This window comes from Flavobacterium sp., from assembly GCF_025352015.1.
Classification (GTDB): Bacteria; Bacteroidota; Bacteroidia; order Flavobacteriales; family Flavobacteriaceae; genus Flavobacterium.
Map to the genome: position 1 here is coordinate 19,987 of NZ_JANXUG010000014.1, position 21,253 is coordinate 41,239.

At 32.6% G+C, this 21,253-nt stretch carries 18 protein-coding genes and 2 tRNA genes; 14 read left to right on the forward strand and 6 right to left on the reverse strand.

Annotation, left to right across the window (positions count from 1 at the left end; translation table 11 throughout):
- Nucleotides 1-31: 31 nt before the first annotated feature.
- Nucleotides 32-1,162, reverse strand: coding sequence for a DegT/DnrJ/EryC1/StrS family aminotransferase (locus Q0Q96_RS01920; RefSeq protein WP_293871073.1), 1,131 nt, complete (start codon nt 1,160-1,162; stop codon nt 32-34).
- Between the two features lie 94 nt (nt 1,163-1,256).
- Between Q0Q96_RS01920 and Q0Q96_RS01925 the strand changes: the two genes are divergently transcribed.
- The 3 genes from Q0Q96_RS01925 (at nt 1,257) to Q0Q96_RS01935 (ending at nt 5,062) form a co-directional block, all read left to right on the forward strand.
- Nucleotides 1,257-2,513, forward strand: coding sequence for a glycosyltransferase N-terminal domain-containing protein (locus tag Q0Q96_RS01925; protein ID WP_293871076.1), 1,257 nt, complete (start codon nt 1,257-1,259; stop codon nt 2,511-2,513).
- Between the two features lie 36 nt (nt 2,514-2,549).
- Nucleotides 2,550-4,697 (forward strand): S46 family peptidase, encoded by a 2,148-nt coding sequence (locus Q0Q96_RS01930; RefSeq protein ID WP_293871079.1) that lies wholly within the window; start codon nt 2,550-2,552, stop codon nt 4,695-4,697.
- Nucleotides 4,698-4,855: 158 nt separating this feature from the next.
- A complete protein-coding gene (locus Q0Q96_RS01935; RefSeq protein ID WP_293871082.1) occupies nt 4,856-5,062 on the forward strand; it encodes a hypothetical protein in 207 nt (68 codons plus the stop codon).
- 107 nt (nt 5,063-5,169) lie between these two features.
- On the opposite strand, the gene Q0Q96_RS01940 is transcribed toward Q0Q96_RS01935, so the two are convergent.
- The 3 genes from Q0Q96_RS01940 to mutS all read right to left on the reverse strand — a co-directional run bounded on the left by Q0Q96_RS01940 (nt 5,170) and on the right by mutS (nt 8,238).
- A tRNA-Leu gene (locus Q0Q96_RS01940) sits at nt 5,170-5,255 on the reverse strand.
- 160 nt (nt 5,256-5,415) lie between these two features.
- Nucleotides 5,416-5,488: transfer RNA gene (locus Q0Q96_RS01945), tRNA-Gly, on the reverse strand.
- Nucleotides 5,489-5,634: 146 nt separating this feature from the next.
- A complete protein-coding gene (gene mutS / locus Q0Q96_RS01950) occupies nt 5,635-8,238 on the reverse strand; it encodes a DNA mismatch repair protein MutS (protein WP_293871084.1) in 2,604 nt (867 codons plus the stop codon).
- A gap of 153 nt (nt 8,239-8,391) precedes the next feature.
- Between mutS and Q0Q96_RS01955 the strand changes: the two genes are divergently transcribed.
- Nucleotides 8,392-8,865: a DUF1573 domain-containing protein gene (locus Q0Q96_RS01955; protein WP_293871086.1), complete on the forward strand. Its 474-nt coding sequence runs from the start codon at nt 8,392-8,394 to the stop codon at nt 8,863-8,865.
- A gap of 106 nt (nt 8,866-8,971) precedes the next feature.
- Nucleotides 8,972-9,502, forward strand: coding sequence for an RNA methyltransferase (locus Q0Q96_RS01960; RefSeq protein WP_293871088.1), 531 nt, complete (start codon nt 8,972-8,974; stop codon nt 9,500-9,502).
- On the opposite strand, the gene folK is transcribed toward Q0Q96_RS01960, so the two are convergent.
- Nucleotides 9,499-10,635, reverse strand: a complete 1,137-nt coding sequence (gene folK, locus Q0Q96_RS01965; protein ID WP_293871091.1) for a 2-amino-4-hydroxy-6-hydroxymethyldihydropteridine diphosphokinase — start codon at nt 10,633-10,635, stop codon at nt 9,499-9,501. The genes Q0Q96_RS01960 and folK overlap by 4 nt on opposite strands.
- Nucleotides 10,636-10,812: 177 nt before the next feature.
- Between folK and Q0Q96_RS01970 the strand changes: the two genes are divergently transcribed.
- Entirely contained in the window at nt 10,813-13,425 is a 2,613-nt protein-coding gene (locus Q0Q96_RS01970) for an AsmA-like C-terminal region-containing protein (RefSeq protein WP_293871094.1), read from the forward strand.
- A gap of 35 nt (nt 13,426-13,460) precedes the next feature.
- Here the strand turns inward: Q0Q96_RS01970 and Q0Q96_RS01975 are convergent, their stop codons facing one another.
- Nucleotides 13,461-14,258, reverse strand: coding sequence for a DUF2797 domain-containing protein (locus Q0Q96_RS01975; RefSeq protein WP_293871096.1), 798 nt, complete (start codon nt 14,256-14,258; stop codon nt 13,461-13,463).
- Nucleotides 14,259-14,336: 78 nt separating this feature from the next.
- Here Q0Q96_RS01975 and Q0Q96_RS01980 point away from each other — a divergent pair, with 78 nt between their 5' ends.
- The 8 genes from Q0Q96_RS01980 to Q0Q96_RS02015 all read left to right on the forward strand — a co-directional run.
- Entirely contained in the window at nt 14,337-15,863 is a 1,527-nt protein-coding gene (locus Q0Q96_RS01980) for a GH3 auxin-responsive promoter family protein (RefSeq protein ID WP_293871098.1), read from the forward strand.
- Nucleotides 15,864-15,947: 84 nt separating this feature from the next.
- Nucleotides 15,948-16,583 (forward strand): hypothetical protein, encoded by a 636-nt coding sequence (locus Q0Q96_RS01985; RefSeq protein ID WP_293871101.1) that lies wholly within the window; start codon nt 15,948-15,950, stop codon nt 16,581-16,583.
- Nucleotides 16,584-16,720: 137 nt separating this feature from the next.
- On the forward strand, nt 16,721-17,281 hold the full coding sequence (locus Q0Q96_RS01990) for a hypothetical protein (RefSeq protein WP_293871103.1): 561 nt from the start codon (nt 16,721-16,723) through the stop codon (nt 17,279-17,281).
- Nucleotides 17,282-17,392: 111 nt separating this feature from the next.
- Nucleotides 17,393-18,076, forward strand: coding sequence for a M24 family metallopeptidase (locus Q0Q96_RS01995; RefSeq protein ID WP_293871106.1), 684 nt, complete (start codon nt 17,393-17,395; stop codon nt 18,074-18,076).
- A gap of 258 nt (nt 18,077-18,334) precedes the next feature.
- A complete protein-coding gene (locus Q0Q96_RS02000; protein ID WP_293871109.1) occupies nt 18,335-18,682 on the forward strand; it encodes a nuclear transport factor 2 family protein in 348 nt (115 codons plus the stop codon).
- Between the two features lie 498 nt (nt 18,683-19,180).
- Complete coding sequence (locus Q0Q96_RS02005) at nt 19,181-19,597, forward strand: hypothetical protein (RefSeq protein ID WP_293871112.1); 417 nt, start codon at nt 19,181-19,183, stop codon at nt 19,595-19,597.
- A 21-nt stretch (nt 19,598-19,618) separates the two neighbouring features.
- Nucleotides 19,619-20,257, forward strand: coding sequence for a hypothetical protein (locus Q0Q96_RS02010; protein WP_293871114.1), 639 nt, complete (start codon nt 19,619-19,621; stop codon nt 20,255-20,257).
- Nucleotides 20,254-21,253 (forward strand): IS1595 family transposase (locus Q0Q96_RS02015; protein WP_293871116.1); only part of this gene is annotated, 1,000 nt, incomplete at its 3' end. The genes Q0Q96_RS02010 and Q0Q96_RS02015, both read left to right, overlap by 4 nt.

Below are 21,253 nucleotides of genomic sequence, written 5' to 3' on the forward strand. Positions count from 1 at the left end.
AGATGAAAGACTAACAACTATAAACCATCAACTATTTTAAATATTCTAAAACGCTATCCGCAATAAATTTGATTTGCTCATCATCCAATTCGGTGTGCATTGGCAACGAAATTACTTCTTTCACCAATTGATTGGTTACAGGAAAATCTTCTTCTTTGTATCTACTATCTGCATAGGCTTTTTGAGAATGCAGCGGAATTGGGTAATAAATTGCGCACGGAATTCCTTTGTCTAATAAATGTTGCATCAATGCATCTCGATCAGCATTTATAATTCGCAAAGTATATTGATGAAAAACGTGGCAATCACAAAGATCACAAATCATTGGTGCAATGATATTTTTGTGCCCTGTAAAAGCGACCGAATATTTTCGAGCTACATTTTGTCTTGCTTCGTTATAGCTATTCAACAAAGGTAATTTAGCATTCAAAACAGCTGCTTGAACGCTGTCCAAACGAGAATTTACCCCTACGGCATCATGGTGATAACGCACGTACATTCCGTGATTTACAATGCCGCGAATAGTGTGAGCTAAAGTATCATCATTAGTAAAAATGGCTCCACCATCTCCGTAACAACCTAAATTTTTAGAGGGAAAGAATGAGGTTGATGATACATGGCCAATCGTTCCAGCTTTCTTTTTAGTTCCGTCGGAAAATTTACAATTGGCTCCAATTGCCTGCGCATTATCTTCAATTACGTACAAATTATGTTCTTTAGCAATTTGCATAATCGCTTCCATATTGGCAGCTCTTCCGAACAAATGCACCGGAACAATGGCTTTAGTTTTTGGAGTGATAGCTTTCTTAATCGCCTCAATTGAGATATTCATATTTACAAAATCAACATCGACTAAAACTGGCGTTAATTGTAACAAAGCAATCACTTCAACTGTGGCAGCAAAAGTAAAATCGGCGGTAATAACCTCATCGCCAGGTTTTAATCCCAATCCCATCATGGCAATTTGCAAAGCGTCGGTTCCATTAGCACATGGGATTACGTGTTTTACATCTAAATACTGCTCAAGATTTTTTTGGAATTCGTGAACTTTTGGTCCATTAATGTATGTTGTTGTGTCTAAAACTTCCTGAATAGAAGCGTCAACGGTAGCTTTTATTTTTTCGTATTGACTTTTAAGGTCAACCATTTGAATTTTTCTCATTATTCTGAATTTTAAGTTGCAAAAGTAAGAAATTCTAAAGTAGAATTTCATCTTCCGCAAAAGAAACGTATTTTAGCGCAACAAATTTTTTAGGATGCTTTTTCTGTATAATTTATTGTTGTTTTTCGTATTACAAGTTCTAAAATTGTTGGCGCTTTTTAATCCCAAAATAAAGCTATTTGTGAATGGAAGAAAGTCGGTTTTTCAAACTTTAGAACTTAAAATCAATTCCAAAGATAAGTCCATTTGGTTTCATGCTGCCTCTTTAGGCGAATATGAGCAAGGATTGCCTGTGATAGAAAAAATAAAAGTTCAGTTTCCGAATCATAAAATTGTTTTGACTTTCTTTTCGCCTTCGGGTTATGAAGTGCGAAAAAATAATCCTATTGCTGATGTTACCATTTATCTGCCTTTAGATACAAATTCTAATGCAAAACAATTTCTAAAACTGGTACATCCCGATTTGGTTTTCTTCATCAAATATGAATATTGGCCAAATTATTTGAATGAATTAAAGAAAGGCGGCATCAAAATCTATTTGATTTCAGGGATTTTTAGGCAAAATCAGGCTTTTTTCAAATGGTATGGCGGGTTTTACCGAAACGCCTTAAAGTCATTCGATTACTTTTTTGTGCAAAATGAAAGTTCAAAATTATTGCTTCTAAAATTGGGCTTCAATAATGTAAAAATCTCTGGCGATACCCGTTTTGACCGTGTAGTTGCTATTTTGGAACGCGATAATTCATTAGATTTTATTGAACAATTTAAAAAAAATTCCTCGACCGCGCTCGGAATGACAAAATTGATTGTAATAGGGAGTTCATGGCCAAAAGACGAAAGTTTGTTGGTGAATTATATCAACCAAACCAATGAGAAAGTAAAATTCATCATCGCGCCACACAATATTAAAACGGAACAAATTCAGGAATTGAAAAGCTCTATTTCTAAAAAAGTGATTTTGTTTTCAGAAAAAGAAAACATTGATTTATCTGATTACGATGTTTTAATTGTTGATACCATTGGTATCTTGACCAAAATCTACAGTTATGCAGCTATTGCCTATGTGGGGGGTGGTTTTGGGAATCCGGGCGTTCATAATATTTTGGAACCAGCAACTTTTGGAATTCCTATTATTATTGGACCTAATTTTTCGCATTTTGCCGAAGCCGTTGCCCTTGTGCATCAAGAAGGTTGTGTATCAATCTCGAATCAAAAAGAACTTAATGACGCGTTTTCTAATTTGATTTCAAATGACGACATTCGTCACGAAAAAGGTCATATTTGCAGCACTTTTATACAAATGAATAAAGGGGCAACAACAATTATTTTAAACCATATTAGTAACAATTAAAACCAAAAAAACACTAATTATCAGAACCATAACATTATGAAATTTTTAAAATTATTACTATTAATCTGTTTTGTACAAGCGAGTGCCCAGCAAGGTGGCATGTGGATACCTTCTTTATTAAAAGGGATGAACGAAACCGAAATGAAAAATCTTGGAATGAAAATATCGGCTGAAGATATTTATTCTGTCAACAAATCGAGCTTAAAAGATGCTGTTCCACAATTTGATGGAGGATGCACTGCTGAAGTTATTTCAGACAAAGGATTGATTTTAACCAATCACCACTGTGGTTTTGAGGCTATTCAAACTCATTCATCAGTGGAACACGATTATTTAACCAACGGTTTTTGGGCTTATAAAGTAGAGGATGAATTACCCAATAAGGACATGATTGTTACCTTTGTTGTAAGAATTGAAGACGTCACCACCAAAGTACTTGATGGAACTACATTGTTGACCATTGAGCAAGAGCGACAAAAAAAAATCCAACAAAACATATCCGATTTAAGTAAATCATTGCCCAAAGAAAGCTGGCAAGAAAATGTAATCAAAACTTTTTATGACGGAAATCAATACCTTTTGTTTGTTACCGAAACCTTCAAAGATATCCGATTAGTTGGCGCTCCACCAAGTTCAATAGGAAAATTTGGTTCAGATACAGATAATTGGGTTTGGCCAAGACACACTGGCGATTTCTCATTATTTAGAATTTATGCCGATAGAAATAATCGTCCAGCAGAGTATTCGGCGTCCAATGTTCCTTATAAACCAAAATATTTTTTCCCCATTTCTATTAAAGGAATAAAAGAAAATGATTTTACCATGGTTATGGGCTACCCGGGCAAGACTCAAGAATATTTGCCTTCATTTGCGGTTGAACAAATAGTTACTACATTGAATCCAGCTAAAATAGAAGTGCGAGATGCCGCGTTGAAAGTCCAAGATGGATTTATGAGAAAGGACAATGCAATCAAAATTCAATATGCTTCAAAATATGCAAGTGTTGCGAACTATTGGAAAAAATGGATTGGCGAAACAAAAGGGTTAAAAAAATCAAATGCAATTGCTGTAAAACAACAATTTGAAAAAGATTTTTTAAAAAAAGTAAACAAAGCCGATAAACAAAAAGAGTATGGTAATTTATTAAACGATTTTGAAAAAAATTATTCCGAAATAAAAGAGTATGCTTTAGCAAGAGATTTGTTTACCGAAATAGCATTGCGCAATACTGAAATCCTGACACTTGGATACAAACTATACCAATTAGAACAAATATATAACAACAGAGGCGAACAAGCATTCAAGGATAGAAAAACAAATTTGATAAATGGATTAGACGAATTCTATAAAGATTTTAATCCAAATGTAGATCAAAAAGTGTTTGAGCAATTGATTGGCATTTATGCAAAAAAATATCCAAAACGATTCTTGCTAAGTACTTTTGAAAACATCAATGCCGAAGCTTTAGCAACAAATGTATTTACAAAATCCCAGCTTATTTCGTATGATAAAATTAAGACCTTATTAACAGGTGATACTAAAACAGTACTAGAAAATATTAATAAGGATCCTGGTTTTCAGGTAATAAAATCAATGGCTGATGGCTATATAAAGAATGTAGCTCCTAAATTTGAAGAGTTGAATTTGAAAAACATCGCTACTCAACGAACTTATATGAAAGCCATTTTAGAATTAAGTCCAAAGTCGGAACACATTTTTCCTGATGCCAATAGCACGCTGCGAGTAACTTATGGAAAAGTAAAAGGCTATAAACCAAATGACGCCGTTTCGTATGAGCCATTTACGTATCTTGATGGGGTTATAGAAAAGTATATTCCAGGAGATTATGAATTTGATATGCCAAAAAAATTAATTGATTTATACAATACAAAAAATTTTGGTAACTACGCTTCTAATGGAAAAATGCCAGTTAATTTTATTGCAACCAACCATACTACAGGAGGCAATTCAGGTAGTCCAGCTCTTGATGAAAAAGGAAACTTAATTGGATTAAATTTTGACAGAGTTTGGGAAGGAACAATGAGTGATATTTATTATTCTCCCGAAATATGTAGAAATATTATGGTAGATATACGATATATATTATTCATTATTGATAAATATGCTGGTGCAGAAAACTTGTTAAAAGAATTGAAAATCATTACACAAAAAAATACAAAATAATTTTTTTAACATAATATTTGCTTTTGGCACGATTGTTGATAATAAATGCAAGAAGCAAAATGCGAGTTTTTTAAAAAAATTAAAAAAATTATTTTAACCTATTAAAAAATTTATATCTTTGCATCGAATTAATAATTAACCTTTTATATTTAAGTAAGATGAAAAAAGTATTTTTAAGTTTAGCTGTAATTGCTGCATTAACTGTAGTATCTTGTAAACAAGCTGAAGCTAACAAAGAAGTTAAAGCTGATTCAACTGCTGTTGAAGCAATCGATACTGCTGCTGCAAAAGTTGATACTGCTGCTGCTAAAGTTCAGGATGCTGCTGCTGCTGTTAAAGACGCTAAAGCTGCAGTAAAAAAATAATTAGAAATAATTATTAAAAAAAATAAAGCCACGCTATGCGTGGTTTTTTTTATTTCTAGAATTTATAAAAATAGAAAAAAAGCTCCAAACATAGTTTGAAGCTTTTGTACTCAGAGCGGGACTTGAACCCGCACGAACATTGCTGTTCACTGGATTTTAAGTCCAGCGTGTCTACCAATTTCACCATCCGAGCAGAATGATATTTTTAATGGTTTAATTTTTAGAAAAAATTAATTAAATACACTCACCATCCGAGCGTTTTACTTCTAGTTGATATTTTTTAATTTTCCCAAAAAAATAAACCACTTTCCCATTATTTGAAATAAAACATAGTTTAATCTCAAATGATAAAGAGCGAAAAACGGGATTCGAACCCGCGACCTCGACCTTGGCAAGGTCGCGCTCTACCAACTGAGCTATTTTCGCATTCATAATATAAATAAGAACTGCAATACTTATCGCAGATTGCGGATGCAAATGTAGTATTTAAATTGAATTATACAAACCTTTTTTTGAAAAAAACTTTTTTGAAATGTAACAATCTGATTAACAAAAACAAGCCAATTTAACTATTATTTTTGTAACATTCTCTTTAATTCGTTCAACTTCATCAAAGCCTCAATTGGCGTTAAAGTATTAATATCTAAATTTAGAATATCTTCTCTGATTTCTTCTAATAAAGGATCATCAAGATTAAAAATGTTTAATTGCATATCGTCTTTAGAAGCTTTTACTCCATTAAGTGAGTCGCTGAAATGATTTTTTTCTAATTTTTTCAAAAGTTTTTGAGCTTTTTGAATTACCGTTTGCGGCATTCCTGCCATTTTTGCTACATGAATACCAAAACTATGTGCACTTCCTCCTGCAACCAACTTTCGGATGAAAAGAACAGTGTCTTTCAGTTCTTTTACAGAAACGTTATAATTTTTGATTCGTGGTAATAATTCACTCATTTCATTCAGTTCGTGATAATGAGTCGCAAATAATGTCTTTGGTTTAGCAGGATTTTCATGTAAAAATTCTGCAATTGCCCATGCAATAGAAATTCCGTCATAGGTACTAGTGCCGCGACCTATTTCATCTAATAAAACCAAACTTCTATCCGAAATGTTATTCAAAATCGAAGCGGTTTCATTCATCTCAACCATAAAAGTAGATTCCCCCATCGAAATATTATCGCTAGCACCTACCCGAGTGAAAATTTTGTCAACAATTCCCATTCTGACTTTTTCGGCTGGAACAAAACTTCCCATTTGTGCCAATAAAACAATCAAAGCTGTTTGTCTTAAAATTGCTGATTTACCAGACATATTTGGTCCTGTAATCATAATTAATTGTTGCATTTCTCTATCGAGAAAAACATCATTCGAAACATAGGGAACACCAACCGGTAATTGCTTCTCAATAACAGGATGACGACCATTAGTGATTTCTAATTCGAAAGTGTCGTCTAGAATTGGACATACATAATTATTTTCGATGGCTAATTGAGCAAACGACATAAGGCAATCTAATTGAGCAATTAAATTCGCGTTTAACTGCACTTGTTTTATATAAGTAGAAATCCAACTTATTAATTGTTCAAATAATTGAACTTCTATTTGATGTATTTTTTCTTCGGCACCAAGAATTTTGGTTTCATATTCTTTTAATTCTTCGGTAATATATCGTTCTGCATTAACTAATGTTTGCTTTCTAATCCATTCTTGCGGAACTTTATCTTTATGCGTATTTCTTACCTCGATATAATAGCCAAAAACAGAATTATATGAAATCTTCAAAGACGAAATTCCCGTTATTTCTGATTCTCGTTTTTCTATTCTTTCTAAAAATTCTTTCCCGCAAAACGCAGCATTTCTTAATTCGTCGAGTTCTGGATGAATTCCGCTAGCAATGGCATTCCCTTTGGCAATAGCTACTGGAGCATCTTGATTTACTGTAGTTTGTATTTTTTCTCGGAGCAATTCACAAGCATGTAAGCTATCACCAATAATCCTTACAGCTTCCTGATTACTTTGTAATGCAATCGTTTTTATGGGAATAATTGCATCCAATGATTCTTTTAGATAAATAACTTCTCGTGGAGAAATTTTTCCAGTAGCAACTTTAGAAATCAATCGTTCTAAATCGGAAATTTGCTTAATCTGGTATTGCATTTTTTGAAAAACTTCAACATTATCTTTCATATAAGAAACCACTTCGTGACGGTTTCTAATTTTATAAATATCTTTCAAAGGCAATGCTAACCAACGTTTTAACAACCTTGAACCCATTGGAGAAAGCGTTTTGTCAATCACGTCAAGAAGTGTAACCGCATTTTGAGAATGACTGTGATACAATTCTAAATTCCGAATGGTAAACCGATCCATCCATACATAAGCATCTTCGGCAATGCGATGAATATTTGTTATGTGTTGAACTCGATTGTGTTGTGTTTCAGATAAATAATATAAAATTGCTCCTGATGCTATAATTCCATCTTGCAGTTCTTCTATACCAAATCCTTTGAGCGAATTGGTTTGAAAATGATTGTTCAACGTTTCCTGGGCATAATCTTCTTTAAAAACCCAATCTTCGAGATGAAAAACATTAAATTTTTTCCCGAATAGTTCCTTGAACTGATTTCGATTATTTTTTTGAATCAAAATCTCACTAGGACTGAAATTCTGCAAAAGTTTATCAATATATTCTTCGTTGCCTTGCGATGTCAAAAATTCACCAGTAGAAACATCTAGAAATGAGACCCCTATTTGCTTTTTACCAAAATAAACCGATGCCAAAAAATTATTTTCCCTAGATTGTAACACCTCGTCATTCATCGAAACCCCAGGCGTAATTAGTTCGGTTACACCTCTTTTGACAATAGTTTTAGTCATTTTAGGGTCTTCTAACTGATCGCAGATAGCGACACGAAGACCCGCTTTTACCAGTTTTGGCAAATATGTATTTAAAGAATGATGCGGAAATCCAGCCAACGCGGTTTCGGTTTCAGAACCTGCTCCTCTTTTTGTCAATACAATTCCTAGGATTTTGGATGCACGAACGGCATCTTCGCCAAAAGTTTCATAAAAATCTCCCACTCTAAACAATAAACATGCATCGGGATATTTTCTTTTTATCTCGTTGTATTGTTTCATTAAAGGAGTTTCTTTAATCTGATTTTCTTTGGCTGACAATTGTTTTTGAATTACAGTAAATAAGAAAGCGAATTTAAAATATTTTATGGGTAATAAGTCGTTGAAAAAAATTAATTTAATATTAAGATAAAATAAAAGTATGGATTTTGATTTTTCTATAGATTTGTACCAGAAACTTAAAAACTATTAAAAATGAAAAAATTAATTTTATTAGCTGCAATTACTGTTTTTAGTGTTGCAACTAGCAATGCACAAACTGCAAAAAAAGCTACCAAAAAAGCGGATACTCTAGCTAAAGTAGAAACCCCAAAAGTGGATGGAGCAGGAATGGTTTTCGAAAACGAAACTATCGATTACGGAACTATCGCTCACAATGCTGATGGAAAAAGAGAATTTGTTTTTGTAAACAACGGAAACAAACCTTTAACAATTGAAAGTACTCAAGGTTCATGCGGGTGTACAGTTCCAACAAAACCTGAAGGCGCAATTGCTCCTGGTGCAAAAGGAACTATTGGTGTAAAATATGCTACTGACAGAGTTGGTGCGTTTACAAAAACAGTTACTGTAAAATCTAACGCTACAGGTCAAGAAACAAAAGTTCTTACTATAAAAGGTACAATTTTGCCAGATGCTCCCGCTGAAGGTGCAACTCCAGTAAAAAGCTAATTTAGTTAATTATAATTCTTAAAAAACCCGTCTCGTTGTAAAAAACGAGACGGGTTTTTTTTTGAATATCTTTGTATAAACGACTGAAAGTCGAATTTTATAAAATATGCGTAAACTCGAGAATAATGAATTGAATCGAAAATCAATCGTCGATTTTAAAGAAGCCCATAAAACTCGTTTAATAATTATACTTGACGACATTCGAAGTTTGCATAATATTGGTTCTGTATTTAGAACTGCAGATGCCTTTTTGATCGAAAAAATTTATTTGTGTGGCATCACTGCTGTACCACCCAATAAAGAAATTCATAAAACTGCCCTTGGAGCCACCGAAACTGTAGCATGGGAATATCAAAAAGACATACAACACGTAATTGAAAATTTAAAAAAAGAACGCGTTTCAGTTTTTGCCATAGAACAAGTAGAAAATGCTATTTCTCTTCAAGATTTTAAAACCGAAAAAAATAAAAAATATGCTTTGGTTTTTGGCAATGAAGTGTATGGCGTTTCTCAAAAAGCGATTGAACTTTGTAATGGCACGATTGTAATTCCACAATTGGGAACAAAACATTCGTTAAACATTTCTGTAAGTGCCGGAATAGTAGTTTGGGATTTGTTTCAAAAAATGAATTACTAGTTGGAAATTTTATGTTGGATTTCGTTTAAAACAAAGACATAATCTTCCTGATTACTCTGAAAATCTCTGTTGGTTACGTCAATAATTAAAACATTCAAATCATTTTGTGACTTGATATAATCTAAATATCCGTTATTAATTTTTTTCAAATATTCAGCAGGTATTTCCTGCTCGTAACTTCTTCCTCTTTCTTTTATGTTGCTCAAAAGTCGCTCTGTACTTTGGTACAAATAAATATACAAATCGGGTTTTGGCATTTCTTTATAGATAATATCAAACATCGTTTTGTACAACCTAAACTCATCTTCAGCAAGGGTGACTTTGGCAAAAATTAAGGATTTAAAAATATGATAATCGGCAACAATAAAATCTTTAAACAAATCAAATTGTGCCAAATCATCTGAAATTTGCTGGTATCTATCGGCCAAAAAAGACATTTCTAATGGAAAAGCATACCGGTTTTGATCTTCGTAGAATTTAGGCAAAAAAGGATTATCTGCAAAACGTTCTAAAACCGATTTCGCATTGAAATCTTCTGCTAATTTATTGGTAAGTGTTGTTTTTCCGGCACCAATATTCCCTTCAATAACAATATAATTAAAATGATCAAGTTTTAAACTAGCTATTGGTAATTCTAGATTTTGAACTATTTTACAATCACTATTGTCTTCCGAAAGCAATAATAATTCATGCAAATATTTTTGTAAAATAGGATGACGCCAATGCAAATTCAAATCGCGCATGGGCAACAGCACAAACAATCGATTGTGCATTTCTGGATGAGGAACTTGCAGTTTATCTGATGCAATAATTTCTTCATCAAAAGCAATCACATCAATATCAATAATTCGGGCTTCATAATTTTCGGTTTCTGTGCGAATTCTACCCAAAGCTTCTTCAAGACACAAACATTCTTCTAAAATTTGGTGTGCTGATTTTTGTGTATTCATAATCACCGCACAGTTATAGAATTTTTCGCTTTTAAACCCCCAAGAAGGGGTTTCGTAGAGCTTAGAAACTTTGATAAGTGTTCCCACTTCTTTGTGCAAATGATGAATACAATGTTCAATGTTTTCTAGGCGATTCCCTTGATTGGTACCTATAGATAAAATGACTTGATGCTGCTTTTTCATGGAAGCACAAATAAACTAAAAGTATTTTAGAATAAGTATAAAAACAGCATACTGTTACTAACATTTTCTCAACATTTCGTGTTGAACAAAATCACAAAACTTCTTTAAATAAACATCACTTTGTAACGGAAAGGCACTATTTTTGTTAAAACTATACAGAACTAAAAAGACCTTATCATGCTAAAGAAAATATTAAAAATAGTTGGAATACTTTTATTGCTGTTAATAATTTCAGCTTTTGCAATTCCGTATTTCTTTAAAGACCAAATCAAAGCTAAAATTCTAGTAGCTATTAATGAAAAAGTAGATGCCAAAGTGGCTTTTGCAAATGCCGATTTAAGTTTGTTTAGAAATTTTCCCAACGCTAGTGTTTCATTAGCTAAACTAACCATTATCAACAAAGCACCATTTGAGGGCGATACATTAGTAGCATTTGAAGAATTAAATCTAAAAATGTCCATTAAAGAACTGTTCAAAGGACAAAATGAACCCTTGGATATTGAAGGCATTTCATCTAAAAACGGTTTGATAAATATTATATTCAACAAAGACGGGCTTGGCAACTATGATATTGCGCTGAAGGATAAAAATAAAAACGATGGTAAAAAAAGTAATCAGCTTACCTTTAAAATTAAAGAATATTCGGTTGAAAATTTTAAATTCAAATATTACGATGAAAAATCGAAGACCAAAATGCTTATAGACAGTATTAATCATAAAGGATTTGGAGATTTTACAGCGTCAAAATTAGATTTGGATACCAAAACCACTGCCAAAGTTTCACTTGATATGGAAAAAGTGAATTACATGAATCATGTTTCGATTACGCTAGATGCTATTTTGGGAATTGATTTGGCAAACAGTAAATATACTTTCAAAGAAAATAAGGCTAAAATTAATGAACTTCCTTTAGAATTTAATGGTTTCATTCAAATGGTAGCAACTGGTCAAGAGTATGATTTGAAATTTAAAACGCCCACTTCTTCTTTTAAAAATTTTTTAGGCCTTGTTCCTGCAAAATATTCAAGCAATTTGAAAGAGGTAAAAACCAGTGGTGATTTTACAGTTGTCGGTTTTGCAAAGGGTGTGTATTCTCAAACCTCGGTGCCAAAATTTAATGTTGCAATTAGCTCCAATAACGCGTCATTTCAATATCCTAATTTACCAAAATCAGTTCAAAAAATTACCATCGATACCAAAATTATTAACGAAACGGGCGTAATGAATGATACTTATGTGAATTTGGATAAATTATCGTTTCAAATTGACCAAGACGTTTTTAATGCCGTAGCAAAAATTAGAAATATTTCCAATAATGCTCTGGTAAACGCAGCTTTAAAAGGAACAATTAATTTAGCTAATTTGACAAAAGCCTACCCAATTAAATTAGATAAACCTTTAACCGGAATTCTAAAAGCGGATGTCACCAGTGAATTTGATATGCAGTCCGTAGAAAAAAGCGACTATGCCCGTATTAAAAATGCGGGAACAATCGATTTAACTGGTTTTAATTACGCCGATGCAGCAGGAAAAACCATGAATATTAGTCGTGCTTTAGTGTCATTTGATCCAAGTCGGGTGAACTTGAAACAATTCAATGCTACAACTGGAAAAACTGACTTGGCAGTGACTGGTGTTTTAGAAAATTTTTATGGTTTTATATTTAAAAATCAAGAATTGAAAGGAAACTTTAACCTAATTTCCAATCAACTAGCGGTGAGCGACTTTATAACGTCGGAAACAGATGCGAAAAAAGTTGCAAAACCAACAGAAGCAATGAAAATTCCAGCCTTTTTGAATTGCTCTTTGACCGCCAAAGCAAATACCGTTTTATATGATAATTTGTTGCTGAAAAATGTTTCGGGAAAAATCATTATTAAAGACCAAAAGGCAACTTTAGAAAGCGGGAAAACCGATATTTTTGGTGGCTCAATTGCCTTTAACGGAGATGTTTCTACCAAAGAAAAAGTATCGAAATTCAACATGAATCTAGGTTTAAATGGCGTTGACATTGCGCAAACGTTTACCCAACTAGATATGATGAAAAAAATTGCTCCAATTGCCGGAATCATCAACGGGAAATTGAACTCAAAAATAAAAGTTTCAGGAAATTTGAAAGACAAAGAAATGTCACCCGATCTGAAAAGTATTACTGGAGATTTGTTAGGACAATTACTTTCGACAACCGTAAACTCTAGCAACTCAACATTATTGACTGCATTAGACAATAAATTAGGTTTTATTGATTTGAAAAAAATAAATCTGAATGATTTGAGAGCTGCACTTACATTCAAAGACGGAAAAGTAAACGTAAAACCATTTGATATTAAATATCAGGATATTAAAGCAACTATTGGCGGAACGCATGGTTTTGATCAAAACATGAATTACAATTTAAAACTTGATGTTCCTGCAAAATATTTGGGCACAGATATTACTTCGCTGATAGGAAAATTATCAGCTGCCGATGCTAAAAAATTTGAAACTATTCCTTTAAATGTTTCATTAGCAGGGAATTTTAGTAGCCCTAAAATAACTACTGATATTAAACAAGCGACGACGACTCTAGTAACGAATTTGATAAACCAACAAAAAGACAAACTAATCAGTGGCGGAAGAGATGCTTTGAATACTATTATTTCTAATGCTACAAAATCAAAAACTGACACTACCAAAACCAACACGACTACTAATGTTAAAAACACAGCAGAAGATTTGCTAAATGGCTTTTTCAATAAGAAGAAAAAAGACGAGCCAAAAAAACCCGAAACGCCTGCACCCGCTAAATAATAACGTATTAACGAAAGTACTGTTGAAGAGAAATTTTATTTAAAAGTAACTTTCACCACATAACCTTCAAAAGTGCGAACATTAAAAACGGTACCGTCATCAAAGATCAAATACTGTCCTTTAATCCCCATCAGTTTTCCTGAAAAACTGGGTGATTTATCTAAATTTAAACTAGTCACTTTAGTTGGATAACTCAAAACAGGATAATGAATATCGCATAAGTCTTCTTTTTTTGGATGATAAAATTCTAAAACTTCTTTTGGGATTAAATATTTCAAGGACGCTTTTTCTTTACGCAAATCTGCTTTAGGAATTTCATTTTTAAGCATTTTTTGCCAATTAGTCTTGTCAGAATAATGATTTTTAAGCGCTACTTCGGTAATTCCAGCCAAATATCTATTGGGAACCTCAACAATCGGAATCGCTTGAACAGCACCTTGATCTATCCAACGCGTTGGCACTTGCGTTATTCGAGTGACACCCACTTTCACTTCGCTAGATAATGCCAAATAAACAATATGAGGTTGCAATTGTACGCTTTTTTCATAGTTTAAATCCCTATCTTCAATATCTAAATGCGCTGTGCTCAACTCGGGTTTCATAATCCAATCGCCAGCCGAGGCAGAACTTGTAAAACAATCATAGCAAAATCCTTGACGAAATATCTTCTTCTTTTTACCACAATTCAAACATTGGTAACCCAAAAGATTTATTTCTAATGTTTTGTCCAACAACTGATTTAAATTCAAAAAATTAGTTGGAAAAACCAAGTAATATTGAACTGGATCTGATAATTCGGTTTGCATTTTGGTGAGTACGCCTTCGAAGGTCATAGTTTACTTTTAAGATTATTTCCTATATTTGGTAAAGTTATACATCGTAATTCGTAATTCATAATTCGTAATTCAAAAATGCCAATACCATTAATCAATTCTATCGCTACGTGGTTTTTGAAACAGCGCATTCACCAAATTGAATTATTCTTAAAATATCCGCACGAAGTTCAGGACGAACTGATGATGAACCTTATTCGTTCTTCGGAAGAAACGGTAATTGGACAAAAATATGATTTCAGCAGCATCAAATCGTACGAAACTTTTTCTGAACGAATTCCTGTGTATACCTACGAAGATTTCGAGCCAATGATAGCACTAACACGAAAAGGGGCACAAAATGTTTTTTGGAATACCCCTATCAAATGGTTTGCAAAATCTAGCGGAACTACCAATGCCAAAAGCAAATTTATCCCTGTAAGCAAAGAAGCGCTCGAAGATTGTCATTATAAAGGCAGCAAAGATTTGTTATGTCTTTACTTGAACAACAATGAAAATTCCGATATGTTTCTTGGCAAAAGTTTACGACTTGGAGGAAGTTCTCAAATTTACGAAAACAACAATACATACTTTGGTGATTTATCGGCAATCTTGATTGAAAACATGCCGATTTGGGCAGAATTTAGCAGTACACCAAGCAGTAAAGTTTCATTGATGAGTGAATGGGAAACCAAACTTACAGCTATTATTAATGAAACAAAAAACGAAAATGTCACCAGTTTTGCTGGTGTTCCGTCATGGATGTTAGTCTTGCTCAACAGAATAATGACAGAAACAGGCATAGATAATCTTATGGAACTGTGGCCCAATCTAGAAGTATATTTTCACGGCGGTGTAAGTTTTGAACCTTATAGTGCTCAATACAAAAAAATTCTTCCGAAATCTGATTTCAAATATTACGAAATCTACAACGCTTCTGAAGGATTTTTTGCGATTCAAGATTTGAATTATTCCAATGATTTACTGTTAATGCTTGACTACGGAATTTTTTATGAATTCATTCCGATGGAAACTTTTGGAACCGATAATCAAAAAGTTATTCGGCTTTCGGAAGTAGAACTGTTTAAAAATTATGCCATTGTTATTACCACCAATGCTGGATTGTGGCGTTATTTGATTGGAGATACCGTTCGGTTTACTTCTTTAAATCCATACAGAATTAAAGTTTCGGGTAGAACCAAACATTATATCAACGTGTTTGGCGAAGAACTGATGGTTGAAAATACCGACATGGCTTTGGCAAAAACCTGTACAGCTTTACATTGCGAAATCAAAGATTATACTGTGGCTCCCATTTTTATGAAAGGCAAAGAAAAAGGCGCACACGAATGGATGATTGAATTTAAAAAACACCCTGAAGATATTGCCTTGTTCCAAAAAACATTAGACGAAAACCTCCAAACTGTAAATTCAGATTATGAAGCAAAGCGTTACCATAATATGACGCTAAATCAACTCAAAGTGAATATAGCACGAGAAAATTTATTTTACGATTGGCTCAAAGAGAACGACAAACTTGGTGGTCAACACAAAATTCCTCGGCTTTCTAACGAAAGAGATTATTTGGAACAATTGAAAATGATGCAGATTTTGCAAAATAAATAAGTAATTAATAGTATCCCAAAAGTTAAAAAAAAACAACCCAATTTAATTACCTATCTATTATTTCATTAACTATAAAAAGACAAAATGAAAAATTTAGGAATCTTTTTAATGTTTATATTTTTATTTTCTTGTTCAGCACAAAAAGATAACCCTAAAGGTAATGCTGAAATAAATTCAACTAAAAAAAATTTAACAGTAATCGAAAGTGATATTACAAACCATTTTTTAAAGACCGAATTAGACAAAGAAAGATATAAAAACTACAATGGATATGACATCTTTATAATTGAAGAAGCTTTAAAAAAAATGAAGCCTCTTTCTGATTATGAATTTAATTTGAAATATAAAGATAGTTGGGGTAAATCAATAAAAAATTGGATATTAGATACCATCCAAGTAAAAGATTTGAAATTTAAATTAGAAAAAGAAGAAGTTTATCATTGGAAAATAAGTGATTTTAAAATTAAGAAAGTAAGTCTTTATAAAAATGAAGAATTAATGACAATAATAAACACGAGCGCATATACCAATCTCCCAAAAAGATTAATAATATTTCTATCAAAACCGTTAATTCTTAATGATAACAATGCCTTAATAAGCTTTGATATTGGAAATGGAGAATTAGGTAACAGTGCCATAACTCATTTCACCGTATTAATGGAAAAAGTTAATAATAACTGGGAAGAAAAAGAGTATTTTCATGATGATGTGTTTTATTAAAATTATTAATTACATAGTCTATGAAATGAAACCTTGAAAACAGTTTTGGACAATCCAAAACAGTTTTTTATTTCAAAGTTATACATTGTAAGAAAAAATTATTATTTTAAAAAAATAATTATAAAACAACAAACACTATGGCATCAACATCCGAAGTAGGACACGCAAAAAACATTGCAAATCTCAATTTACGAGAAACGGCAAAACGTTTTGCGCCACGGCGGTATAGCTTAAATCCACAACTTAAATTTTATATGCTCCCTAACTCAAAACTCTTCATTTCGGTTTTTTTAATATTCATTTTTCTTCAAGTTTCTTGTAATACTTTAAAACACGGGAAATTAGGTGTTGAGTCGGCAATGAAATATTATGACCATTTAATTCAAAAATTAGATGCTGATTCTATTTCACAACTATACTCTCCTGATGGAAATATGGGCGACATTGCGATTGGGAGAGATTCTATAAGGAAATTTTTATCTTCTTTTAAGCATATTCAAGTTTTGTCCCAAATCTCAAAAACTAAATCCATAGAACTTTATAGGGACGGTGCAATTCAAAAAGGAAATTATATCCAAACAGACGTAATGTCAGAGAAAGATACTATAATAGTGAAAGGCGAATATGAAGTACAATGGGTGTGGCTTGGCAAACAAGGTTGGCATATTAAACGAATGACAACAAAACCTATAAAGTGAGACAATAGCCACGAGCACAAACAGCCGTAAGGCAATATGGCGGGTTTAGGCTTAATTTAAAGTTGGTTAGGTATATAAGAAAGGATTAGAAATTTTAATAATAAAAGAAATATGGAACAAGCAACTACTAAACTTTTGCTTTCAGAGGAAAAGGCAAAAGAATTATTTAAGGCTATTGAACACAAAGGATTGATAATTTCAGGGAAATCAGAAAAGCAACTTTGCGATGAAATTGTGCAAATTGCTAAAGAAGATTTTGGTGTAGAAAATCATTGGGGGAAAAAAATTGTACGAACAGGTATTAATACGCTGCAACCTTATATTGCAAATCCTCCAAATTTGGTTATCCAAGATGATGATATATTGTTCTTTGATTTCCATCCCATTTTTGAAGGTTGGGAAGCAGACCTCGGCAGAACATATGTTTTAGGTAATGACTCTTTAAAACAAAAAATAAAGAAAGATGTAGAAGCAGCTTGGTACGAAGGGAACAGTTGGTATTTTAAACAAGATAAACTGACAGGGGCAGATTTTTTTAAATACGCTACGGACCTTGCAAGACGTTATGGGTACGAATTTGGGAACGCCATTGCAGGGCACATTATAGGTAAGTTTCCGCATGAACAACCTGATGACCCTGCTGATTTGTGCTTGGATGTACATCCTGACAATCATAATGACATCCTCCAATTTGATAAACAGGGAAACAAAAGACATTGGATTTTAGAGCTGCATTTTGTAGATAGAGAAAATAATATTGGTGCTTTTTTTGAGCAATTACTGACAGCACGATAAAACAACGAACCGCTAACATGGGGTTTGGCGTTATTGGGGCAGAACGTTGTAACTTGGGCTGTAGTTCGCTATCAGCTTCAATTTCGACTGGACGTTAATAATTTAGCTTTAGTTCATATATTAAAATTTTAAAATAATATTGGGCTTCAATTGTCGGCAGACGTTTTTCAAATATCCCAACAACGCCAAGCTCTATCGTTGTAGTTCATTGTACCGAAAACTTCAAAAAGACAATTGACAATTAAACTTACTTAAGATATGAATACACAAAAATTTGCCAAAGAGTGGATAGAATCTTGGAATTCACACAATCTCGAAGAAATATTATCTCACTATGCTGAAGACATTGAGATTACAACCCCTATGATTAAATTAGCCATTGGTGGTGAAACAGACACTTTGAAAGGAAAGGAAAATGTGTCAAATTATTGGAGAAAAGCGCTTAAAAATATACCTGACCTTCATTTTGAGCTATATGATGTGACATTTTGTGTTAATTCTATTGCTTTATATTATAAATCAGTAATGAATAAAAAAGCAATTGAAGTAATGTTTTTTGACGAAAGTGGAAAAGTAAACAAAATGTTTGCTCATTATACAGACTAACAACAACGAACCGCTAACACACGCTACAAGCAATTTGGGTATTAGGCTTAATTTAAAGTTGGTCTTGTATCTGATAATTTTATGTTTATCCGAAGATTTGGCTTCTTTAATCCCAATCTGCTTGTAGCGCGAAACGTCAAACTGTCTAAGAACCTTTTCCTTATTTAGCACTCTTTTTGTCAAACAAAGCACACTTTTATTTGGTGCTTAAGTACTTTTTTCGTAAATTCATTGCTGTAAAACAAGCAACTATGAGCAAGTTCATTATTTTTAAACCCAACTAAAACTACTGTTTTTTATTTAGCGATTAATCAGTACTAAAAAGTAGTATGTTTGAGTTTATTAAAAATTAGTTTGTAAAAAAATTAGGTTTTTGGACGAACTGACGTTATGGGTAACCTTTCCCCAAGATTACATAGAAAAGATTTCTTTAAAACGGGAGCAAACACCACCCAGCCCAGCAGAGTTGTAAAATGAAGAGGTACAAACAAATTTAATATGAATACAAAAATTAAATTATTGTCTCGGTTAGTTCTACTAATTTTATTCTTTTCTTTCATAAGTTGTGAAAAGGATTTATATGAAAGGAGTATAAAAAAAGATCAAATTGGTAAAACAGAAATTCTAACTGGAAGAGAAGCCGAAAAAGTTGCAAATCGATTAAAAATTGCATTAGGCTCAAGTAATTCAATAACTAATAGTGCTTTTGGGAAAACGATAACTTTAGATATAGGAAATATTAACTATGATGAAATACTTAAGTTGGTAGATACTTATGGTAAAGAAAACTACACATTTCAAATAAAGTACCCAGAAAAAAGTGATACAAAGTTTTCAAATCTTGTACTACAAGAAAAAGACAATGAAACAACCGTCAAATTAATTCAGTATGAAATGACTCAGCTATTTGCTTAACAATTCAAACTTAATCCTGATATGAAGGAATTTAAAGGTTCAATAAAAATTTCCACAATCTTTTCTGATAACCCTTGCCCTGAACCAGAATTATTTATTGAAATTGGAAATATTACTACTGTTCACAGTGGTGGTGGAGGTGATTGGAATCCTAATAATGGAGATACTCCAGGAGGCAATTCAGGGGGCAATTCTGGAGGAGGAGGCAGTAATGGTAATAATCCTTCAACTTTAGCATCAGTTGCTGATGATGATGATAATGATGAAACTGGAGAGTGGGATACAACAACTGATTGGCATTCTAAATTATCTCTTATAAAAGTTTCTCCTTCAGATCTAGTTACCCCAATTGATTCATCAGACCCATGCCCCGCAACTACTCAAATAGGGATATTGATACCTGTTGATACTTGTACAAAATCTTTTTTATATGGATTAGGTAGCGGCGGCAGAGATTGGCTTTATGCCCATAATGATGATTTCAATACACTTATGGATTATATTTCTCAAAGTACAAATTGTGAAGAAACAAGTGCTTATGCATCAGAAATTATGAAACAAATAGATATAAATCCTAATGTTTTCAAATCAATAAAACCATTTTTTATTGAAAAAATAGGCTTTAGTCTAAAGAATATATTTATTATCTTTGTTTTATGAAAGATACCATTTTAGCACAAATATCGGAATTAAATCAAGAAGAGAAATCTCGATTATATAAAATTATAGAAGGCTTTTTGTTTGATAATGAAATAGATATCACAAAAGAGCAAGACAAAGAAAAGGTTTCTATTGCCAATAATTGTCCACATTGTGAATCAACAAGAACAAGAAAAAACGGTCATCAATATGGTGTTCAACGATTTGTTTGTAATGATTGTAAAAAGAATTTTCGTGTAAGTACAGGTTCTGTGACTGCTCATTTAAAGAAGAAAGAACTTTTAAAAGTTTATATTCCTAATATGTTGGCTGGATATAGCCTTGAAAAATGTGCAAAACTTACGGGAATTAGCAAACAAACTTCTTTTGATTGGCGACATAAAATTCTATCGGCTTTAGGTAAATTTCAAAAAGAACAAATGCTCTCTGGAATCTGTGAAAGTGATGATGTTTTTATAGAATTTTCAGAAAAAGGAAATCGAAATCTTGAACGTGAGTCACGAAAAAGAGGTACAAGTGTTTTTGTAGAAAAGAAAAGAGGCATCAATGATGATAAAGTTGCTATTCTAATTAGTTGTGATCGAAAAGGTAATAAACACCTACAAGTGGCCACAAGAGGCAGAATATCTGCCCAAGACATCAATAAAGTATTGAAAGATAAATTAGACCCAAAAACGGTTTTATGTACAGATGGACACCGAAGTTTTGAGGCTTTTGCCAAAGAAAATAAACTCGAACATCAAACCATAAAAGTATCAGCAAAACAGTACAAAAAAGGAATATATCATGTGCAACATGTAAATCAGACAGCACAGGATTTAAAGAACTGGTTGAAAGATTTTAATGGTGTATCGACAAAATATTTACAAAATTATTTAAACTGGTATGCACTCAAATCGATAATAAATGAAAATCAAAGCCCAGTGAACAAAACAATAGCCTTAATAGCTACTTCTTTTACAGCTTGGTATGAATTTAAAGACATAATTAATTTAA

What these genes read in the sequence shown, in the direction of transcription:
- Q0Q96_RS01920 (WP_293871073.1), bottom strand. Translation starts at nt 1,162, where the DNA reads ATGAGAAAAATTCAAATGGTTGACCTTAAAAGTCAATACGAAAAAATA.
- Q0Q96_RS01925 (WP_293871076.1), top strand. Translation starts at nt 1,257, where the DNA reads ATGCTTTTTCTGTATAATTTATTGTTGTTTTTCGTATTACAAGTTCTA.
- Q0Q96_RS01930 (WP_293871079.1), top strand. Translation starts at nt 2,550, where the DNA reads ATGAAATTTTTAAAATTATTACTATTAATCTGTTTTGTACAAGCGAGT.
- Q0Q96_RS01935 (WP_293871082.1), top strand. Translation starts at nt 4,856, where the DNA reads ATGAAAAAAGTATTTTTAAGTTTAGCTGTAATTGCTGCATTAACTGTA.
- Q0Q96_RS01955 (WP_293871086.1), top strand. Translation starts at nt 8,392, where the DNA reads ATGAAAAAATTAATTTTATTAGCTGCAATTACTGTTTTTAGTGTTGCA.
- Q0Q96_RS01960 (WP_293871088.1), top strand. Translation starts at nt 8,972, where the DNA reads ATGCGTAAACTCGAGAATAATGAATTGAATCGAAAATCAATCGTCGAT.
- folK (WP_293871091.1), bottom strand. Translation starts at nt 10,635, where the DNA reads ATGAAAAAGCAGCATCAAGTCATTTTATCTATAGGTACCAATCAAGGG.
- Q0Q96_RS01970 (WP_293871094.1), top strand. Translation starts at nt 10,813, where the DNA reads ATGCTAAAGAAAATATTAAAAATAGTTGGAATACTTTTATTGCTGTTA.
- Q0Q96_RS01975 (WP_293871096.1), bottom strand. Translation starts at nt 14,258, where the DNA reads ATGACCTTCGAAGGCGTACTCACCAAAATGCAAACCGAATTATCAGAT.
- Q0Q96_RS01980 (WP_293871098.1), top strand. Translation starts at nt 14,337, where the DNA reads ATGCCAATACCATTAATCAATTCTATCGCTACGTGGTTTTTGAAACAG.
- Q0Q96_RS01985 (WP_293871101.1), top strand. Translation starts at nt 15,948, where the DNA reads ATGAAAAATTTAGGAATCTTTTTAATGTTTATATTTTTATTTTCTTGT.
- Q0Q96_RS01990 (WP_293871103.1), top strand. Translation starts at nt 16,721, where the DNA reads ATGGCATCAACATCCGAAGTAGGACACGCAAAAAACATTGCAAATCTC.
- Q0Q96_RS01995 (WP_293871106.1), top strand. Translation starts at nt 17,393, where the DNA reads ATGGAACAAGCAACTACTAAACTTTTGCTTTCAGAGGAAAAGGCAAAA.
- Q0Q96_RS02000 (WP_293871109.1), top strand. Translation starts at nt 18,335, where the DNA reads ATGAATACACAAAAATTTGCCAAAGAGTGGATAGAATCTTGGAATTCA.
- Q0Q96_RS02005 (WP_293871112.1), top strand. Translation starts at nt 19,181, where the DNA reads ATGAATACAAAAATTAAATTATTGTCTCGGTTAGTTCTACTAATTTTA.
- Q0Q96_RS02010 (WP_293871114.1), top strand. Translation starts at nt 19,619, where the DNA reads ATGAAGGAATTTAAAGGTTCAATAAAAATTTCCACAATCTTTTCTGAT.